13 protein-coding genes are annotated in these 18,830 nt (G+C 73.6%); 7 read left to right on the forward strand and 6 right to left on the reverse strand.

The window, feature by feature from the left end:
- Positions 1 to 178: 178 nt before the first annotated feature.
- Positions 179 to 1,522: a glycoside hydrolase family 18 protein gene (locus tag ACGF7U_RS26895; protein ID WP_393111246.1), complete on the forward strand. Its 1,344-nt coding sequence runs from the start codon at positions 179 to 181 to the stop codon at positions 1,520 to 1,522.
- A 178-nt stretch (positions 1,523 to 1,700) separates the two neighbouring features.
- On the opposite strand, the gene ACGF7U_RS26900 is transcribed toward ACGF7U_RS26895, so the two are convergent.
- Together ACGF7U_RS26900 and ACGF7U_RS26905 are read right to left on the reverse strand one after the other, a co-directional pair.
- Positions 1,701 to 3,035: a caspase domain-containing protein gene (locus ACGF7U_RS26900; RefSeq protein ID WP_393111248.1), complete on the reverse strand. Its 1,335-nt coding sequence runs from the start codon at positions 3,033 to 3,035 to the stop codon at positions 1,701 to 1,703.
- Positions 3,035 to 3,442, reverse strand: a complete 408-nt coding sequence (locus ACGF7U_RS26905) for a hypothetical protein (protein WP_393111250.1) — start codon at positions 3,440 to 3,442, stop codon at positions 3,035 to 3,037. The genes ACGF7U_RS26900 and ACGF7U_RS26905 overlap by 1 nt, the downstream gene beginning before the upstream one ends.
- A 117-nt stretch (positions 3,443 to 3,559) precedes the next feature.
- Between ACGF7U_RS26905 and ACGF7U_RS26910 the strand changes: the two genes are divergently transcribed.
- Together ACGF7U_RS26910 and ACGF7U_RS26915 are read left to right on the forward strand one after the other, a co-directional pair.
- A complete protein-coding gene (locus ACGF7U_RS26910; protein ID WP_393111252.1) occupies positions 3,560 to 4,090 on the forward strand; it encodes an SRPBCC family protein in 531 nt (176 codons plus the stop codon).
- Between the two features lie 193 nt (positions 4,091 to 4,283).
- Positions 4,284 to 9,743 carry a carboxyl transferase domain-containing protein gene (locus ACGF7U_RS26915; RefSeq protein ID WP_393111254.1) on the forward strand — a complete coding sequence of 1,820 codons (5,460 nt, stop codon included), beginning with the start codon at positions 4,284 to 4,286 and terminating at the stop codon, positions 9,741 to 9,743.
- A 171-nt stretch (positions 9,744 to 9,914) separates the two neighbouring features.
- Here ACGF7U_RS26915 and ACGF7U_RS26920 read toward each other — a convergent pair whose 3' ends face one another.
- Positions 9,915 to 11,321 carry a PLP-dependent aminotransferase family protein gene (locus ACGF7U_RS26920; protein ID WP_393111256.1) on the reverse strand — a complete coding sequence of 469 codons (1,407 nt, stop codon included), beginning with the start codon at positions 11,319 to 11,321 and terminating at the stop codon, positions 9,915 to 9,917.
- Between ACGF7U_RS26920 and ACGF7U_RS26925 the strand changes: the two genes are divergently transcribed.
- Together ACGF7U_RS26925 and ACGF7U_RS26930 are read left to right on the forward strand one after the other, a co-directional pair.
- Positions 11,320 to 12,258 carry a DMT family transporter gene (locus ACGF7U_RS26925; protein ID WP_393111258.1) on the forward strand — a complete coding sequence of 313 codons (939 nt, stop codon included), beginning with the start codon at positions 11,320 to 11,322 and terminating at the stop codon, positions 12,256 to 12,258. The genes ACGF7U_RS26920 and ACGF7U_RS26925 overlap by 2 nt on opposite strands.
- Positions 12,259 to 12,439: 181 nt before the next feature.
- Positions 12,440 to 13,372, forward strand: coding sequence for a DUF817 domain-containing protein (locus ACGF7U_RS26930; protein WP_393111260.1), 933 nt, complete (start codon positions 12,440 to 12,442; stop codon positions 13,370 to 13,372).
- Positions 13,373 to 13,436: 64 nt separating this feature from the next.
- Here the strand turns inward: ACGF7U_RS26930 and ACGF7U_RS26935 are convergent, their stop codons facing one another.
- The 3 genes from ACGF7U_RS26935 to ACGF7U_RS26945 form a co-directional block, all read right to left on the reverse strand.
- Positions 13,437 to 14,450, reverse strand: a complete 1,014-nt coding sequence (locus ACGF7U_RS26935; RefSeq protein ID WP_393111262.1) for a radical SAM/SPASM domain-containing protein — start codon at positions 14,448 to 14,450, stop codon at positions 13,437 to 13,439.
- Positions 14,451 to 14,540: 90 nt separating this feature from the next.
- On the reverse strand, positions 14,541 to 15,368 hold the full coding sequence (locus ACGF7U_RS26940) for a peptidoglycan-binding protein (RefSeq protein WP_393111264.1): 828 nt from the start codon (positions 15,366 to 15,368) through the stop codon (positions 14,541 to 14,543).
- Between the two features lie 246 nt (positions 15,369 to 15,614).
- Positions 15,615 to 16,145 (reverse strand): adenylate kinase, encoded by a 531-nt coding sequence (locus tag ACGF7U_RS26945; RefSeq protein ID WP_393111266.1) that lies wholly within the window; start codon positions 16,143 to 16,145, stop codon positions 15,615 to 15,617.
- 407 nt (positions 16,146 to 16,552) lie between these two features.
- Between ACGF7U_RS26945 and ACGF7U_RS26950 the strand changes: the two genes are divergently transcribed.
- The gene (locus ACGF7U_RS26950; protein ID WP_393111268.1) at positions 16,553 to 17,008 is read left to right on the forward strand and encodes a hypothetical protein; all 456 of its coding nucleotides are present in this window, start codon (positions 16,553 to 16,555) and stop codon (positions 17,006 to 17,008) included.
- Complete coding sequence (locus ACGF7U_RS26955) at positions 17,005 to 18,789, forward strand: hypothetical protein (protein ID WP_393111270.1); 1,785 nt, start codon at positions 17,005 to 17,007, stop codon at positions 18,787 to 18,789. The genes ACGF7U_RS26950 and ACGF7U_RS26955 overlap by 4 nt, the downstream gene beginning before the upstream one ends.
- Positions 18,790 to 18,830: the final 41 nt, after the last annotated feature.

An 18,830-nucleotide genomic window follows, 5' to 3' on the forward strand; every position in this document is an offset into this window, starting at 1 on the left:
GCACCCGGTGGCGGGGCGGTGCGGTCGCGACCCTCACCGACCCGGCCCGGCGCCCCGGAGGGCGCGGCCCACGGTGGGCGGATCGCCGGCGGTCCCTTGACCGTGGATCGTGGTCGGCTTAGCTTCATCAATCAGAAAGGTCTCTTTACTAATTCCGTCCGTCCTCGTGGGAGTGCCGATGCGACCATCCCGCCACCGCCGCCTCACCGCCCTCGTCGCCCTGGCGACCGTGCTGGTCACCGCCGCACCGCCGACCGCGGCGAGCGCGGACGGCAGCCCGGACCGCCGTGCCGGTTACCACCGCGTCGGCTACTTCACCCAGTGGGGCATCTACGGCCGGGCCTTCCCGGTCAAGAAGCTCGACACGTCCGGTGCGGCAAGCCGCCTCACCCACGTCAACTACGCCTTCGGCAACGTCAGCGAGGACGGGCGCTGCCACGTCGACGGTGGGCCGGGCGAGGGTGACGCCTGGGCCGACTACCAGCGTCCCGTGCCGGCCGAGGAGAGCGTCGACGGCGTCGCCGACGCCTGGGGCGAGCCGCTCAACGGCAACCTCGGCCAACTGGCCAAGCTCAAGGCCAAGCACCCCGGCCTGAAGGTGTTGATCTCACTGGGCGGCTGGAGCTGGTCGACGTACTTCTCGAACGCCGCCCGCACCGACGCCTCCCGCCGGGCGTTCGTCGCCTCCTGCATCGATCTCTACCTCAAGGGCAACCTCCCCGTCCTGGACGGCGGCAGCGGCGGCCCGGGGGCCGCCGCCGGCGTCTTCGACGGCATCGACCTGGACTGGGAGTGGCCGAACTGGCCGGGCGAGCCGGGCAACCTGGTCCGCCCGGAGGACCGCCAGAACTTCACCGAGCTGCTCGCCGAGTTCCGCCGGCAGCTCGACGCGTACGGCCGCGAGACCCGCAAGCACCACCCGCTGACCGCCTTCCTGCCGGCCAACCCGGCGACCATGGACGCCGGGTACGAGGGTCGCAAGATCTTCCGGTACCTGGACTTCGCCACCGTGCAGGGGTACGACTTCCACGGCGGCTGGGACGCGGTGACCAACCAGCAGTCGGCGCTGCGCGTGCCGGCGGGAGCGCCGGACAGCCCGGACTTCTCCGTCGAGGTGGCGATCGACGGCTGGATCGCCCGCGGCGCCCCGCGCGACAAGCTGGTCCTGGGCATCCCCTACTACGGTCGGGGCTGGACCGGCGTCGTCGGGGGTGGCAACGGCCTGTTCCAGCCCGCGGCCGGGCCCGCGCCGGCCACCTTCGAGGCCGGGTACGAGGACTACCGGCGGCTCAGGACCCTGGCCGGCAGCGGCTTCACCGTCCACCGCGACCTTCGTGCCGGGCACGCCTGGCTGTTCGACGGCACGACGTTCTGGACGTACGACGATCCAGCGGTCGTGCTGCAGAAGGCCCTGTACATCCGGCGGGCCGGCCTGGCCGGAGCGATGGTCTGGTCGTTGGACGGCGACGACGACAACGCCACGTTGACCAGGACGATCAGCCTCGGGCTCACAACACCGTAGCGCTGCTCGGAGGGCGCCGGGGACGGGGCGTCACCACCCCGTCGGCGGAGACCCGGGCCACCCGGGTCTCCGCGGCGCCTCCCCCGCGCCTTGCTCCCACCCACGGACGCCCGCGTGGCGGCCCGCGTCGCCGTCGCACCCGTCAGCGCTGTTGGTGCCGCGGACGGTCGGGCCGAACCTATGCGCAGGGCACGCTCTTGGGCCTGGCGCCGGTGCCTCGGGTGATCGAGAAGACCACCGGGATGTCGAAGGTGGGATCCCGCGCGTCGACGGTCGGGTGGATGGAGCTGAGGACGACAACCCTGATCCAGGTGCCCGACAGCTCGGGGACGACGACCGAGTCGCCGACGGTCGAGCCGTTGACGGTGCAGTTGACAGCCGACGTCAATACGAAGAAGCCGATGCCGTCCTGGCTGTTGTGGGTCACGCCGACATCCACCGTCCCGTCGGAGGTGCGTCCGGTGTCGCCGACGCCGACTGTCACCCGCTGGTTCAGCGCGGGGTCGGGCTGGTTCGGCCCGGGGACGGGGGCCGGGCTCGACGTCGTCGGCGACATCCGCCCGCGGGCCGGTGTGGAGGTCGCTGTCCCGACGCCGGTCGCTGACGGCGCCTTCCCGAGGTCCGGCGCCTGGCGACCCCGCTCGCGCGCGTCGGAGAACATCCCCACCTGCTGCGCGGCGAGCAGCAGGACCAGCAGCAGCAGCGCCGCCGCGCCGCCGGCGACGGCGAGCCGCGCCGGGTGTCGCGACGGTGCCGACGGAACCGGCGGGGCGGGTACGGCGGTGGGGGCGCGGTTGCGGGCGATGGCTATCCGGTGCCCCTCGTTGCGGCTGCGGCGTTGCGGCGTCGGCAGGCCGCGGTCGCTCAGCCTCCGCTCGACGTGGCCGAACAGCGTCTCCATGTCGAGTGGGTCGGGACCGTCCGGCACCCCGTCGCGCAGCGTCTCCACGAGCGCCCCGGTGAACGCCGTGTAGTCCGCGTCGGGCGGGGCCACGGCCAGGGTTCCCTCGGCGGTGGCCGTCATCAGGTAGGCGCCGTCGACCACCGGGGGGTCGGCGGTACGGGCCGACATGTAGCCGGTCATGGCCTTGCCGCTGTAGCAGCAGTCGAGGATGACGACCTTCGCCCGGCACCGACGAGCGGTCAGCACCACCTCCCGGCGTATCTCGTCGAAGTGCACGGCGTGGTGCAGGCGCGCCGGGCTGCCCTGCGGAAGGCCGAGATACAGCCGCGAGTGCTGGTCGAGCAGTCCGTGGCCGGCGAAGTAGACGACGAGCGCGTCCCGCGCGGATCGGGCGGCCTCGTGGATCGGCTCCAGGATCTCCACGCTCGACGACGGATCGAGCACGACGGCGCAGTTGGCCGCCGGCAGGCCCCACACCGTCGGATCGGTCAGCAGCCCGGCGAGCGTCGTGACGTTGGCGGCCACGGCGGGCAACTCGTCCATCTGCTGGTATCGCGAGACGCCGATCAGGACGGCCCGCGACTCGGCCGGGTCCGACAGCCGGCCCATCACCCGACCTGCCGTGGACCCTCGCCCGGGCCGGTGGCGTCGTCGGCCAGGAAGGCCCGGATGACTTCGGCGTCCACCTGCCGCGGGTCGCCGATGGTCAGTGTCCCGCCGTCCGGCCGGGTGATCGTGACGGGCTCCGGCCGGGAGCGGGACTGCCGCCAGGAGACCACGGCGAGGGCGAGCGCGGACAGGCTCGTGGCCTGGGTGAGCACGACGTCGATGACCTCCAGCGCGCCCATCCGGGTCGGGTCCGTCGCGACCGCGCACACCTCGGCGCCCCGCGCCAGCTCCAGATCGGACCGCAGCCAGACATAGAGCGTGTGGATCTCCTCGGCGCCGTCTACGGCGATCCGCACCCGCACCACGACCTCCCGACCGTCCGGTGACCTTTCGGTCACAGTACCCATCGCCGCGTAGTCGCCGCCGACGTCGAACGATCGACGTCGATCCGCGCGGCGACGGGTGCGGTGGGAGGATCCGGAGTGCCGAGGACGAGGACGAGGACGAGGACGAAGGAGGGTGCCGTGCGTTACGTCGACGGTCCGACTGTCGAGTGCGACCTGTACCTGGCGGCCGATCCGGCCCGGGTGTGGAGACTGGTCACGGACATCGAGCTGCCCGCGCGGTTCAGTCCGGAGCTGCGCCGGGTGCGCTGGCTGGACGGCGACCGGGGGCCGGCGCTCGGCGCCCGGTTCGAGGGGCACAACCAGCATCCCCTGCTGGGCGAGTGGCGCACCGTCTCGCAGGTCGTGCGGTTCGACGAGCCGGAGGTCTTCGGCTGGGTGGTGCTCGACCCGGACGACCGCTTCGGCGGCGGCCCCGTCGACCTGGCGTACCCGGCCGCCACCTGGCAGTTCCGGCTCACCCCGGAGGAGGACGGCTGCCGGCTGTCGCACTTCGTACGCGTCGGCCCCGGCCGCACCGGGCTCAGCCTGTTCATCGACCGGGCCCCCGAGAACGAGGAGCAGATCATCGAACATCGGCTGACCGCCCTGCGCGACGGCATGACCGCCACGTTGCGGGGCATCCGGAACCTCGCCGAGCAGCCGCGCTGACCACGGCGGCGCCGCGCGCCGCCCGGCCCGCCGACCAGCTCCCGTACCCTGACCGGTTGGAGCTGCGGCACGGCGCTGCGAGCCGGTGGATCGGCGAAGCAGGGGTTCTCAGTTGCCGGCGGAATGGTGAACACTGCCAGAGGCCGCCGCGTCGCGGCGCACACATCGTTGGTCCACAGGAAGGCTCGGTCGGGTGTTCAGTCGTGTCGCCATCGTCAACCGTGGTGAGGCCGCCATGCGGCTCATTCACGCCGTACGGGACCTGGCCGCGGAGACGGGGACGCGGATCGAGACCGTCGCCCTGCACACCGACGTCGACCGCACGGCCACCTTCGTCCGCGAAGCGGACCTGTCCTACGAGCTGGGTCCGGCGTTCGCGCGCCCGTACCTCGACCTGAAGGTGCTGGAGCGCGCGCTGGTGGAGACCGGCGCCGACGCCGCGTGGGTCGGCTGGGGCTTCGTGGCGGAGGACCCGGCGTTCGCGGAGCTGTGCGAGAAGGTCGGGGTCACCTTCGTCGGCCCCAGCGCGGAGGCCATGCGCAGGCTCGGCGACAAGATCGGTGCGAAGCTGCTCGCCGAGGAGGTCGGCGTGCCGGTCGCGCCGTGGAGCCGCGGCGCGGTCGAGACCCTGGACGCCGCCCTGGCGGCGGCGGCCGGGATCGGTTACCCGCTGATGCTGAAGGCGACCGCGGGCGGCGGCGGGCGCGGCATCCGCGTGATCACCAACGAGGCCGAGCTCGCCGACGCCTACGAGCGCACCAGCCAGGAGGCCGCGCGGGCGTTCGGCAGCGGCGTCGTGTTCCTGGAGCGTCTGGTCACCGGCGCCCGGCACGTCGAGGTGCAGGTGATCGCGGACGGCGAGGGCACCGCGTGGGCGCTCGGCGTCCGCGACTGCTCGGTGCAGCGGCGCAACCAGAAGGTCATCGAGGAGTCGGCCTCGCCGGTGCTCGACCCCGCGCAGACGGCCGAGCTCAAGGCGTCGGCCGAACGCCTGGCCGTCGCGGTCGGTTACCGCGGCGCGGCGACCGTCGAGTTCCTCTACCACCCCGGGGACAGGCTGTTCGCGTTCCTCGAGGTCAACACGCGCCTGCAGGTCGAGCACCCGATCACCGAGTGCACCACCGGGTTCGACCTGGTCAAGGCGCAGCTCCGGGTGGCGGCCGGCGGCCGGCTCGAAGGCGAGCCGCCGGCGGAGCGCGGGCACGCCATCGAGGCCCGGCTGAACGCCGAGGATCCCGACCGCGACTTCGCGCCCTCCCCGGGCCGCATCGCGCGGCTGGACCTGCCGGCCGGGCCGGGCATCCGGGTGGACACCGGGGTCAGCGAGGGCGACACCATTCCCGCCGACTTCGACTCGATGATCGCGAAGATCATCGCCTACGGCCGCGACCGTGACGAGGCTCTCGGCAGGCTGCGCCGGGCGATGGCCGAGACCACGGTGATCATCGAGGGCGGCGCGACGAACAAGAGCTTCGTGCTCGACCTGCTCGACCAGCCCGAGGTGATCGACGCCAGCGCGGACACCGGCTGGATCGACCGGGTCCGCGGCGAGGGCAGGCTCGTCTCGAACCGGCACTCCGCCGTCGCGCTGGCGGCGGCCGCCATCGAGGCGTACGAGGAGGAGGAACGCGCCGAGCGGCAGCGGTTGCTCTCCACGGCGTTCGGCGGACGCCCTCAGGTGCAGCACCAGAGCGGCCGGCCGCTGGACCTCAAGCTGCGTGGCGTCGGCTACCGCGTGCGCGTCGCACGGGTCGGCGCGCACCGGTTCCGGGTGGGCCTCGAAGCCGGGGGCGACGTCCGCACCGCCGACGTCGAGCTCGAGCGCTTCGACCGGCACACCGGGCAGATCGTCGTCAACGGCATCCGGTACCGCCTGCTCACCGGCACGCACGGGCCGGTCCACCTGGTCGAGGTGGACGGTGTGACGCACCGGGTCAGCCGCGACGAGGGCGGCGTCGTCCGCTCCCCCGCGCCCGCGCTGGTCGTCGCCACGCCGTTGGAGGTCGGCGCCGAGGTCGCGGCGGGCGCGCCGGTGCTGGTGCTGGAGAGCATGAAGATGGAGACGGTGCTGCGGGCGCCGTTCCGGGCGCGGCTGAAGGAATGCGCCGTGTCCGTGGGCAGCCAGGTGGAGACCGGCGCCCCGCTGCTGCGGCTGGAGCCGCTCGCCGACGACGCCGACGCCGAGGACACCTCGGCCGCCGAGTCCGTCGAGCTGGACCTGCCCGCCGCGACCGGGGAGGTTCCGGCACTGGAACGCCTCACGCGCGGCCAGGAGGACCTGCGCAGCCTGCTGCTGGGCTTCGACGTCGACCCGCACGACGACCGCCGGACGCTCGACGACTACCTCGCCGCCCGCCGGGCGGCCACCGAGGACGGCTACCGACCGCTGACCGAGGAGTTCGAACTCGTCGACGTGTTCGCCGACCTCGCCGAGCTGAGCCGCAACCGGCCGGCGGGCGAGGACGGCGGTGGCGGCCACGTCTACAGCGCCCGCGAGTACTTCCACACCTACCTGCAGTGCCTCGACGTGGAGCGGGCCGGGCTGCCGGAGTCGTTCCAGGCCAAGCTCGCCAAGGCCCTCGGGCACTACGGCGTCACCGACCTGGAGCGTTCCCCCGAACTCGAGGCCGCGGTGTTCCGGATCTTCCTCGCCCAGCAACGCGCGTCCGCCGACGCCGCGGTCGTCGCGACGTTGCTGCGCGCGTGGCTGCGGGAGCCACCGCCGGACGAGGCGCTGCGGGAGCCCGCCGGTCTGGCGCTGGAGCGACTGGTGGCCGCGACGCAGGTCCGCTTCCCCGTGGTCGCCGACCTCGCCCGCGGGGTGGTGTTCGCCTGGTTGGGCCAGCCGTTGCTGCGCCGCAACCGCGCCCGCGTCTACGCGGGCGTGCGCAAGCACCTGCGCCACCTGGACGCGCACCCGGACGCGCCGGACCGCGCCGAACGCATCGCCGAGATGGTGCGCAGCACCGAGCCCCTGGTGCGGCTGCTCGGCCAGCGGCTCGTCCGCGACGCCCTGGACCACACGGTCATGCTGGAGGTGCTGACCCGGCGGTACTACGGCAACAAGGGCCTCACCAGCGTCCGCACCCGCGAGGTCGCGGGCTGCGCCTTCGTGGTCGCCGAGCGGGCGGACTCGTGTGTGGTCTCCGCCGCGGTGAAGTTCGACGCGCTGGGCAGCGCGCTGCGCGGGCTCGCGGAGCTGGCGGGCGGCGAGGACGCCGTCGACGCCGACATCTATCTGGCCTGGGAGAACCAGCCGGAGGGCTCCGAGGCGATGGCGGCCGCGCTGCACGAGGTCGTCAGCGCCCACCCCCTGCCCAACCAGGTCCGCCGACTCACCACCACCGTCGCGGGCCGCAGCGGCGCGGTGATGCACCACCACTTCACGTTCCGCCCGTCGACCGCCGGGATGACCGAGGAGCGGCTGGTCCGCGGCCTGCACCCCTACATCGCGCAGCGGATGCAGCTGGAGCGGCTGCGCAAGTTCGACCTCACCCGGCTGCCGTCGTCGGACGAGGAGGTCTACCTGTTCCAGTGCGTGGCGCGGGAGAACCCGTCGGACGACCGGCTCGTCGCGTTCGCACAGGTGCGTGACCTGACCGAGCTGCGCGAGCAGGACGGCAGGCTGGTCGCCCTGCCGACGGCCGAGGACACGATCGCCACCTGCCTCGACTCCATCCGGCGCGCCCAGTCGCGGCGACCGTCGAAGAAGCGCCTACCCACCAACCGCATCGTGGTCTACGTCTGGCCGCCGAGCGAGCTCACCCGCGCGGAGCTGGAGATGATCGCCGGGCGCGTGCGGCCGACGACCGCGGGCGCCGGGCTGGAGGAGATCCTGTTCATCGCGCGGCAGCGCGACCGGAGGACCGGCGAGCTGACCAAGATGGCCGTGCGCATCTCCTTCGACGCCACCGGCGGCGCCGAGCTGACCGTCGGCGAGCCGTCGGACGAGCCGATCGAGCCGCTCGACGACTACCGGCAGAAGGTGCTGCGCGCGAGCAGCCGCAACACGGTGTACCCGTACGAGCTGACCGGCCTGCTCGGCGACTTCGTCGAGCACGACCTCGACGCGAACCACGCGCTGGTGCCGGTCGACCGGCCCAAGGGCCGCAACACGGCGGCGATCGTCGCGGGCGTGGTCACCACCCCGACCCCCCGGCACCCGGAGGGCGTCACCCGGGTCGTGCTGCTCGGCGACCCGACGAAGTCGCTGGGCGCGCTGTCGGAGCCGGAGTGCCGCCGCGTGATCGCCGCGCTGGACCTGGCCGAGCGGCTGCGGGTGCCGCTGGAGTGGTACGCGCTCTCCTCCGGTGCGCGGATCTCGATGGAGTCCGGCACGGAGAACATGGACTGGGTGGCCGCGGCGCTCAAGCGGATCGTCGAGTTCACCCAGGACGGCGGCGAGATCAACATCGTGGTCGCCGGCATCAACGTCGGGGCCCAGCCGTACTGGAACGCCGAGGCGACGATGCTCATGCACACCAGGGGCATCCTGGTGATGACGCCGGACTCGGCCATGGTGCTCACCGGCAAGCAGTCGCTCGACTTCTCCGGCGGCGTGTCGGCCGAGGACAACTTCGGCATCGGCGGCTACGACCGGGTGATGGGCCCGAACGGGCAGGCGCAGTACTGGGCGCCGAACCTGGTCGCCGCGCGGGACGTGCTGATGTCGTACTACGACCACACGTACGTCGCGCCCGGCGAGGAGGCGCCCCGGCGGGCGACCACGACCGATCCCGCCGACCGCGACATCTCCGACTTCCCGCACGCCATGGCGGGCAGCGACTTCACCACCGTCGGCGAGATCTTCTCCGCCGAGGCCAACCCGGATCGCAAGAAGCCGTTCGACATCCGTACCGTGATGCGGGCGCTCTCCGACCAGGACCACCCGGTGCTGGAACGCTGGGCGGGCATGGCCGACGCGGAGACCGCCGTGGTGCAGGACGTGCACCTCGGCGGCATGCCGGTGTGCCTGCTCGGCATCGAGTCACGGTCGGTGCCGCGACGCGGCTTCCCGCCCACCGACGGCCCGGACACCTACACCGCGGGCACCCTGTTCCCGCGGTCGTCGAAGAAGGCCGCGCGGGCGATCAACGCGGCCAGCGGCAACCGGCCGGTGGTGGTGCTGGCGAACCTGTCGGGCTTCGACGGCTCGCCGGAGTCGATGCGGAAGCTGCAACTGGAGTACGGCGCCGAGATCGGCCGCGCCATCGTGAACTTCCGCGGGCCCATCGTGTTCTGCGTGATCTCGCGGTACCACGGCGGCGCGTTCGTGGTGTTCTCCAAGGCGCTGAACCCGAACATGACCGTGCTCGCCTTGGAAGGCTCGTTCGCCTCGGTGCTCGGCGGCGCCCCCGCCGCGGCGGTGGTGTTCTCCGGCGACGTCAACGCCCGTACCGCGGCTGACCCGCGCGTGCGGGAGTTGGAGGCCCGCGTCGCGGCCGCCTCCGGCGCCGACCGCGCCGCGTTGACCGCGGAGCTCGACGAGCTCCGCTCGGCGGTCCGCGCGGAGAAGCTCGGCGAGGTGGCCGCGGAGTTCGACCGGGTACACAACATCCAGCGTGCCGTCGAGGTCGGCTCCGTCGACGCCGTCATCCGCGCCGCGGAACTGCGCCCGCGGATCATCGAGGCCATCGAGGCCCGCCTGCGCTGACCCCCGGTCCCCAGCGCGAGCCGCGACGTCGAGCCGGGCCGCCGTCAGGTCGGCCCGGCTCGGCGCGGCTCCCCGCCGGCTCCCGCGGGCCGTGCGTACCCTGCGGGCTACCCCTGCCCGCGCGGACGTGCCGGCGGCGACGGTGAGCGACCGCGCCGCGGACGGCGAAGCTCAGGCGGATGGCGTTCGGCTGCTCAGGGCGCGGGCGAGCCTGCGGACGGCCTCGTCCATGAGCTCCGGTGGCGCGGCCGCGTAGGTGAGGCGCAGGTGCGGTGCCGGGGGTTCGGCGGCGAACCACGGCCGCCCGGGAAAGACCACGACGCCTTCGGTGGCCGCGGCGGCGGCCAGTGCGACGTCGTCGGTGCCGTCGGGCAGGCGGACCCACAGGTGCAGGCCGCCTCGCGGAACCGCCGGCGGGGCGAGGTGGGGCAGGTGCCGCGCCAGCGCGGCCAGCAGCGCCCCGCGCCGCGCCCGCAGCGCGGCACGCACGGCCCGCCGGTGCCGCGCCCAGGCCGGCGAGGTGACGAACTCGAGCGTGGCCTGTTGCAGCGGGCCGGCCACGAAGAAGTCGTCGAGCAGCCGGGCCGCCCGCAGCCGGGCGCCGGCCGGGCCGCGGGCGCCGATCGCGGCGACGCGCAGCCCGGGCGCGGCGGACTTGGTCAGGGAACGCAGGTAGATGACGTGCCCGTCGGGGTCGTCGGCGGCCAGCGGGGCGGGGGCTTCGCCGTCGACGGTGAGGTCCCGGGCGTAGTCGTCCTCGATCAGGAAGGCCCCGGCGTCGCGTACGGCGGCGGAGACGTCGGCGCGGCGGTGGGCCGCCAGGGTCGCGCCGGTGGGGTTGGCGTGCAGCGGCTGGCAGTAGAACAACCGGGCGCCGGTGCGGGCGAACGCGGCGGTCAGTTGGTCGGGGCGCACGCCGTCGGCGTCGGCGGGAACGGGCACCACCCGCAGCCCGGCCGCGCGGGCCGTGGCCAGCGCGCCCAGATAGGTCGGCGACTCGACGAGCAGGGTGTCCCCCGCGGCGGCGAGCGCGCGGAGCGCGGAGGAGAGCGCGGCCTGCCCGCCCGGGCAGATCACCACGTCGCTCGCGCTCAGTCCGCCGCCGGTCTCGCGGGCGAACCAGGCGCGCAAATCCTCCCGCCCCTCGGCCGGACCGCGTTGCCACGACGCGGGCTGCCGCGCGGCTCGGGCGAGCGCGGCGCCGAGCGCGGCGGCCGGCTGGAGATCCGGGTCCAGGTAGCCGCCGGACAGCGGTATCGCGCCCGCTGGCGGTAACGCCAGTAACGCCTGCATGTCCTCCTCGCCCGCTGGGCGGGGGCCGAGCGCCACCGTCTGCCAGGACAGGTCCGACACGCGCTGCCGCGTGGGCGCGGCGGCCACGAACGTGCCCCTGCCCGACCGCGCCTCGACCAGCCCCTGCGCCGCGAGCTGACGGATCGCCTCGGTGACCGTCACCGGGGAGGCGTGGTGCCGCGCGGTCAGCTCGCGCACCGACGGCAGGCGGTCCCCGGGATCCGCGTCGGCCACCAGCCCGCGCAGATCTTGGATGACGCGCTCGACTGCGCTACCGTTGTCCATGAGGGGGAAGAGTAGCGCTACTGCCACCAGCACGGTAACAACGGACCGCACCCTCGGGCTCGCCCTCGGAGCGCTGGGCGTCTTGGGCTTCAGCATGTCGCTGCCCATGACCCGCGTTGCCGTACATGAGCTCGACCCCTGGTTCGTCGCCTTCGGCCGGGCCGTCGGCGCGGCGCTGCTGGCGTGGGCGTACCTGAGGTCCACGGGCGCGCCGCGGCCCCACCCCGGCCAGTGGCGGCGCCTGTCGATCGTCGCGCTCGGCGTCGTCGTCGGCTTCCCCTTGCTCACCTCGCTGGCCCTGACGACGCAGACCTCCGCGCACGGCGCGGTCGTCATCACCGTGCTGCCCGCCACGACCGCGGTGTTCGCGGTGCTACGCGCCGGTGAGCGTCCGCCGCCGCTGTTCTGGGTCGCGAGCATCGGTGGCCTGCTGGCGGTGCTGGCCTTCCTGGTCGTCAGCGGCACGGTGAGCGGCGCCCCGGCCCTCGCCGATCTGTACCTGCTCGCGGCGGTCGTGCTGTGCGGCCTGGGATACGCCGAGGGCGGCGCGCTCGCCCGCGAGCTGGGTGGCGCCCGCACGATCTGTTGGGCGCTGCTGCTCTCGCTGCCCGTCACGCTGCCCAGCACGGCCGTGGCCGCCGCGGTCCACCCGCCGCACGCGGGCGCCGTCTCCTGGGCGGCGTTCGGTTATCTCACCGCGGTCTCCATGTTCCTGGGCTTCTTCGCCTGGTACGCGGGCCTCGCCCGCGGAGGCATCGCGCAGGTCGGGCAGATCCAGCTCACCCAGCCCGTCCTCACCCTGCTCTGGTCGGCGCTGCTGCTCGGCGAGGCCGTGACCCCGGCGTCGGTCGGAGCCGCGTCCGTGGTGCTCGCCTGCGTCGTCCTGACCCAGCGTTCCCGCGGCGGCGCACCGGCACCCGCCGCAGCAGAGGCGTGAGCCGCCCCGCCCCGGCCGGCTCGCGGGCACGCCGCTCGGCATCGTCGCAGGACCACGCGGCCGCTCCACCGTCCACCCGGATCGCGGCCCCCCGCCGGGGCCCCGTGGTCGCCGGGGTGCGAGCAGCCGCACCGCGAGCGGTCGTGCCGGCCCGACCTGCCGGCACGCTAGCGTCGGGGCGATGCGTACCCGGTCCGGACCGGCCGCCCTGACCACGGCCGAACGTGCGATCGATGCCCGCTTCCGCGCGGTCCTGGCGCGGCTGCCCCGGCGCGGACCGGCCGCCTGGCTGACCGAGTTCACGGTCTTCGGGCTCAAACAGGCCTGGGCGTGCGTGTTTGGTGGGGCGATGCTCGCGGTCATCCTCGCGGCGCATCTCTGGTATCCGAAGGACGCGGCGTTCGCCCGCAACGACTTCCTGACCCTCGCCGCGGCGGGCATCCAGATCGCGATGGTGGCCGGACGCCTGGAAAGCCTGCGCGAACTGCGGGTGGTGATCCTGTTCCACCTCGTCGGCACGGCGATGGAGCTGTTCAAGACCCACATCGGCTCGTGGTCCTACGCGCCCGACGGCGTCCTGCGGCTCGGCGGGGTGCCCCTCTTCAGCGGCTTCATGTACGCCGCGGTCGGCTCCTACATGGTCCGGGTCAACCGGCTGTTCGACCTGCGTTTCGACCGCTACCCCAGGCGCTGGACGACGGCCGTCGTCGCCGCCGCGATCTACGCCAACTTCTTCACCAACCACTACGTCTTCGACATCCGGTGGTTGCTCATCGCGGTCGTCGCGCTCGTGTTCGGGCGCTGTGTCATGCACTTCCGCATCTTCCGGGCGCGTCTGCGCATGCCGCTCCTGCTCGCCTTCCTCCTCGTCGCCCTCTTCATCTGGCTCGCGGAGAACATCGCCACCTGGTCGCAGGCCTGGCTGTACCCCACCCAGTTGGGCGGCTGGCACCCGGTCTCGCCGGCCAAGCTCGCGTCGTGGTTCCTTCTCATGATCATCTCGGTCGTGATGGTCACCTGGATCTCGCCCCCGCGGCCGCCTGGCGACCGACAGGCGGCCGCGGCGACGGGCGCCGACACGGCGGAGCTCCCCCCGGTCTCCCGGACGGGTTGAGCCGGATCCGCGCCGGTGCTGCCGCGGAGAGGACCCGGCCGGCGCGCAGGCCGGCCCGGGGATGTCAGAAGGTGCGCCGGTACAGCGAGCAACCCCGGCACACCTCGGGCGGATCCGCACCGGCGAGGCGCCGGCGGAACTCGCGGTACGCCTCGCCGTACCAGATCTGCGGGAAGCTCTGCTCACCCAGCCGGCCCAGCGACACCCGGTCGTCGCCCATCACCATGCAGCACGGCTGCACGACGCCGGCGCTGGTGATGTAGGCGGCGTCCCAGGGCCAGGAACATCCTCGCTCCGGCAGCGGGCTCGGAGCGGCCGGAACGCCGGCCTGCGGCAGGCGGATGCGCACCCCGTGCTCCCGGGCCACCCGGCCCGCCTCGGCGAAGGCGTCGGCGGCGCGGCCGGAATCGGCACCGGCCCACAGCGCCTGGTCGGTGGTGAACTGCCGGATCTCGTCGTACCGGCCGGCCGGATCGGCGTCCGAGAAGCTGTGCGAGAGGTTCTGCACGTGCAGCTCGTCCACCCCGATCCGGGCGAGCAGGCGCACCAGTTCCGGCAGCTCGGTGACGTTGTCCCGCATGGCCACGAACACCACCCGGATCCACGGGGTGGCGCTGCCCGCGGCCCGCTTGGCCCGTACCAGGCCGGCGAGGTTGGCCACCACGGTGTCGAAGTCGGCGCCGTCGCGGACCGCCTCGTAGGCGGTCGCCCGGGCGCCGTCGAGCGAGACGTGCAGCCAGTCGACCCCGCTCGCCACCAGCTCCTCGGCTCGGCGCCGGGTGAGCAGGGTGGCGTTGGTGTTGAAACCGACCGTGATCCGCCGCGCGACGGCCGCCTCGATCATCTGCATGAGGTACGGCGACAGCAGCGGCTCGCCCAGGCCCTGCAGGGTCAGCCGGTTCAGTCCCGGCATCTCCCCCACCAGCCGGTGGAACAGCTCCGGTCGCATCGCGCCGGCGATCTTGTTCACCGGCGGCCGGTACCGCACCAGGCACATCATGCAGCGCAGGTTGCACGCCGAGGTGACCTCCAGCTGCAGGTGTGACGGCAGTGGGGGATCCATGATGTCGACCGGCATGTCGCCGGATGCCCGGAACGTACCGGATGAAACCAGCCGGGACCGCCCTGCCTGCCGACCGCCCTGCCCGCCTCCCCGGCACCGGCCGGATCAGGTCGTCCGCAGGTACTCCTCCCAGGACACCTTCGGGGTGACGGCCGGGCCGTCGTCGGCGCCCCGGTTGGCCAGCCCGTTGAGACCGAGGTAGTAGTCGCCGGCCTGGTGCTGCGCGTTCACGGCCTGGTCCGTGTCGGCCAGGGCGATGGCGTGGATGTGGTAGGGCCAGTTTCCCTGCTCCGGCGTGCGCAGCCAGGCCGCGAAGCCCACCCGGCGCAGTTGCCGCACCACGTTGGTGCGGTAGGTGGTGGACATGCCGCTGACGGAGAGATCCAGGGCCCCGCCCCCGTCATGGGTGCCGGCAGAGGCCGGGTTGCTGACGTTGTACGAGCCCTGGGTGATGGTCAACTGCCCGCCGAGCAGCCGCTCGGCCTCCAGCAACATGGCCCTGGTACGCGTGTTCACCTGCACACCGCGGAAGGCCACGACGCTGCCCGGCGACAGCACCCGGGTCACCGTGAAACGCTGCTCGCCCAGCAGCCGCAGCGAGGTCTGGCCGGGAAGGCCCGTGGCGTCGAGGCCCGAGTATCCCAGCGAGCGCTGGTAGGCGGCGTAGGCCGCGATGGTGCTGGTGCCGAAGTGACCGTCGACGTACGTGGTGGCGAGGAACCCCCGGGCCTGCAGGGCGCGCTCCACCTGCAGGACACTCTCCCTGCTGCCGACGGTGATCGCCGTGTCCGCCCGACGCGGATCGGTCTGTGCGGCCTTGATGAGCGCCTCCATGTCCACCACGGGAAGGGCCGCCTGGGCGGCCTGCCCCGTTACCGCCGACCCGACCGCGACAGCAGCGGCGGTGGTCAGCAGGTTTCTCCTGGTCAGCACTTTTCCTCCCGAAGGATGGACGCGGCCCAGCACCAGCGGCACAGGCCCGACGAGGGTCGCGGCGGCGGGCAGGGTGGCCGCCGCCGGCCCGGCGGACGAGCACCCCGCAAGGAAGAAAGTCTTCCATGTATCGATGCATCCTGGCAGAAAACTTCAACGGACGGAAGGGACCCGGATCACCGGGCCGCCGATCGCCGAAGGACGGCGAAGGACGGCGAACCCGGCACCGGGGAGCGCCGCCGAGCCTCACCGACGGGGCAGACCCGCCAGCCAGCGCTCCAGGGCCGCCGGGGAGCGGAACAGCAGTACCGGCGGGCCGGACGGATCGGCCTGCCAGGCCCGCATCCGCCGCCGGGCCCGACCGAACGCGCAGATGTGCCACACCAGGATCGAGTCCCGGGACAGCACGCTGCCCAGCGACTCGCGGTTGCCGTTGCAGATCTCCTCCCCCGTCAGCAGCCGGCGGAGGGTGCGGCGCAGCAGGCGCCAGAAGGAGCGCCACCGGGGGTAGTCCAGGCCGACGACCAGGTCGGCGCGGGCCAGCGGCACATCGCGCCACCCGTGGTACGCCCCGTCGAGGATCCAGCGGTCGCGTCGGCAGATCTCCTCGATCCGGCTGCGCTGCCGCGCGAGCGGCACCTCGACCCAGCCGGGCTGCCAGAGCAGGTCGTCGACCGGGTACCACGGCAACCCGAGGCGTTCGGCCAGCCGCGCCGCGAGGGTCGACTTGCCCGCGCCGTACACCGCGTAGATCAGGATGCGGGACGGGCCGCTCATCGCGGCAGCCCCCGCCCTCGGCGCGGTCGGGTGCCGGCCGGCGCCCGCACGTCGGGTCGGACGGTGATCACCGCACCGACGATATGTCCCCCCGTCGACGCCGTCGCGGCGGGCAACGTCCGGCAACGGCGCCGGTCGGCTCGGCCGAGTGATTCGAACCAGTTCGAATCACTCGGCCGCCGGGTGTGGACGGCGTTGACTGTGCCGGTCTCGAACCGCCCCCGCCATCGACGTACGCGGCCACGTCGCCGCCCGCCGGGGTGCCGCGGGTCGGGCGACACGCGCCGCTCGGCGCGGCGTGACACCGAGAGAACGGAGGCACCCTTGACCACCTCGCGATCGCGAATCCTGGGCGATTCGACCTGTACGGGGACGTTGCCGTCAACGGCTCGACGAGGTACGGGCACGTGGAGGTCTACTACAGCGGTGGCTACAGCTGCGCCCGGACCGTGTCGAGCGCCAACACCTGGGGCGTCAGCAAGGTCATGTCGGTCGAGCTGTGGGTCTGCTCGTCCGGCACCAGCAACTACCGGCTGCTGGCGGCGGACGACCGGGACCACGGCACCTACCGGTACTACGCCGATCCGGTGACGGCCTACGCCAGCGGAAGGTGCATCTGGGTCATCGGCAACATCTACTACCCGCCGACGGGCTCCGACGCGGGGAACAACAGGGCGGGCTGGTGCGGATTCCCCGTACGCCGCGACGGTCCGAGCTGGCGTCCGGCCGGTGAACGGGGGCGGCGGGCGGCGCGACCCGGCGCCCCCGCCGCACCCGGGTCGACGTTCCGGCCCGGCGCGAGCCCACATCTCGGACCGCGGATCGACACCGCGCCGCGCATCGTGAATCATCTATCTCCATGACCACCGGGTCCACGGACGCCCGAGCGTCCGCCGAGATCGCCGACCACGACCAGGCCCCCGCCGCCGGGCGCCCCGGCAGGGGGGACCGGTGGCGTTGGCTGCGACACGAGTGGACGCTGGCGGTGCTCGGCGGGGTGCTGCTGGCGGTGGTGCTGACCTGGCCGACGATCCGGCATCCGGCGAGCACCGTCCCCGGCGACATCGGCGACCCGACGTTGCAGGCGTGGCAGATGGCCTGGGCCGGGCACGCCGTGCTCAACAACCCGTCCGGCCTCTGGCACTCGAACACGTTCTTCCCCGAGACGTACACGTTCGCCTACAGCGACACCCTGCTCGGGTACGCCCCGGTGGGGATGCTCGGCTCGGGCTTCGAGGCCGCCCTCGTCCGGTACAACGTGATGTACGTGCTGCTGCACGCGCTGGCGTTCGTCGGGGCGTACGCGCTGGTCCGGCAGCTCGGGGCGGGCCGGTTGGGCGGGGCGGTCGCCGGGGTCGCGTGGGCGTTCGCGCCGTGGCGGTTGGCGCACTCCGGTCACCTGAACATCCTGTCCAGCGGCGGGATCGCCCTGTGCCTGGCGATGCTGGCCCGCGGCCACGGATGGTCGCTGCGGTACGGGTACCGGCCGGAGCGGCGGCGGCCGGGCTGGGCGCTGGCGGGATGGCTCGTCGCCGCCTGGCAGGTCAGCCTGGGCTTCGGCATCGGGCTGCCGCTGGTGTACTTCCTGCTGGCCGCCGTGCTGGTCGCGGCCGGCTGCTACGGGTGGTCGTGGTGGCGGCGGAGGCGCCGGCCCGAGTTCGGCCGGCGGTTGCTGGTCGCGGACCTGGCCGGCGGGGCCGTCTTCGGCGCGGTGACGCTGCTGCTGGGCCTGGTCTACCTGCGGGTCGTCGACCTCAACCCGCAGGCCGAGCGGACGCTGGCCTGGACGGAGATGTTCTCGCCCCCGCCGATCGGGCTCGTCACCGCACCGGCGGACTCGTGGCTGTGGGGCGAGCGGCACGCGGCGGCCCGGGAACAGCTGTCCTGGCCGCCGGAGATGGCGTTGCTGCCCGGAATGACCCTGCTCGCGTTGGCCGCGGCGGGGATGTTCGTCTCGGTGTATCCGGCCCGCCACCGGATCGCGTTGGGGCTCGGCGTGCTCGGCACGGTGCTGCTGGGCCTCGGCGCCACCCTCGGCGGCGACGGCGACCCCGGCTACCTGACGCTGTCCAAGCACCTGCCGGGGTGGGACGCGCTGCGCACGCCGGGCCGGATGATGCACTGGACGAGCCTGCTGCTGGCGGTGCTGGCGGCGGGGACGGTGACGGTGTTCGCCCGGGCGGTGCGGCGGTGGTCGCCCCGCGGCTGGCTCCGGCTCCTGGCGCCGGCGGTCCTGCTCGTGCCGCTGGCCCTGGTCGGCGTGGAGGGGGTCAACCGGACGCCGCACCCGGTGGTGCCCACGCCACCGGCCGCGATGCGGGCCGCGACGGAGCCGATGCTCGTGCTGCCGGCCGGCGGCGCGGTCGACCTGATCTTCATGCTGTGGACGACCGACGGGTTCCCCCGGGTGACGAACGGGCTGGCCGGATTCGAGCCCGTCACCCAGGCACAGACCCGGGCCGCGACGGCGGCCTTCCCCGATCCGGGCAGCGTGGCGTACCTGCGGAGCATCGGGGTGCGGTCGGTGGTGGCCCTGCCGGGCTGGGCCGCCGGGACGCCGTGGGAGGGCATCGCGGCCCGGCCGGTCGACGGCCTGGGCATCACCCGGGAGGACATCGATGGCGTGCTGGTCTACCACCTGTGACCGGGTGAGCGCGGGGCGTCCCGGCGCCGGTCGGGGTGTCG

Origin of the sequence: Micromonospora sp. NPDC047670 (genome assembly GCF_043204915.1) — a bacterium.
Taxonomy (GTDB): Bacteria; Actinomycetota; Actinomycetes; order Mycobacteriales; family Micromonosporaceae; genus Micromonospora.

Excerpts from the sequence above, each read along its gene's own strand:
- ACGF7U_RS26895 (WP_393111246.1), top strand. The coding sequence starts at position 179 with ATGCGACCATCCCGCCACCGCCGCCTCACCGCCCTCGTCGCCCTGGCG.
- ACGF7U_RS26900 (WP_393111248.1), bottom strand. The coding sequence starts at position 3,035 with ATGGGCCGGCTGTCGGACCCGGCCGAGTCGCGGGCCGTCCTGATCGGC.
- ACGF7U_RS26905 (WP_393111250.1), bottom strand. The coding sequence starts at position 3,442 with ATGGGTACTGTGACCGAAAGGTCACCGGACGGTCGGGAGGTCGTGGTG.
- ACGF7U_RS26925 (WP_393111258.1), top strand. The coding sequence starts at position 11,320 with ATGAGGGGGAAGAGTAGCGCTACTGCCACCAGCACGGTAACAACGGAC.
- ACGF7U_RS26920 (WP_393111256.1), bottom strand. The coding sequence starts at position 11,321 with ATGGACAACGGTAGCGCAGTCGAGCGCGTCATCCAAGATCTGCGCGGG.
- ACGF7U_RS26930 (WP_393111260.1), top strand. The coding sequence starts at position 12,440 with ATGCGTACCCGGTCCGGACCGGCCGCCCTGACCACGGCCGAACGTGCG.
- ACGF7U_RS26935 (WP_393111262.1), bottom strand. The coding sequence starts at position 14,450 with ATGCCGGTCGACATCATGGATCCCCCACTGCCGTCACACCTGCAGCTG.
- ACGF7U_RS26945 (WP_393111266.1), bottom strand. The coding sequence starts at position 16,145 with ATGAGCGGCCCGTCCCGCATCCTGATCTACGCGGTGTACGGCGCGGGC.
- ACGF7U_RS26955 (WP_393111270.1), top strand. The coding sequence starts at position 17,005 with ATGACCACCGGGTCCACGGACGCCCGAGCGTCCGCCGAGATCGCCGAC.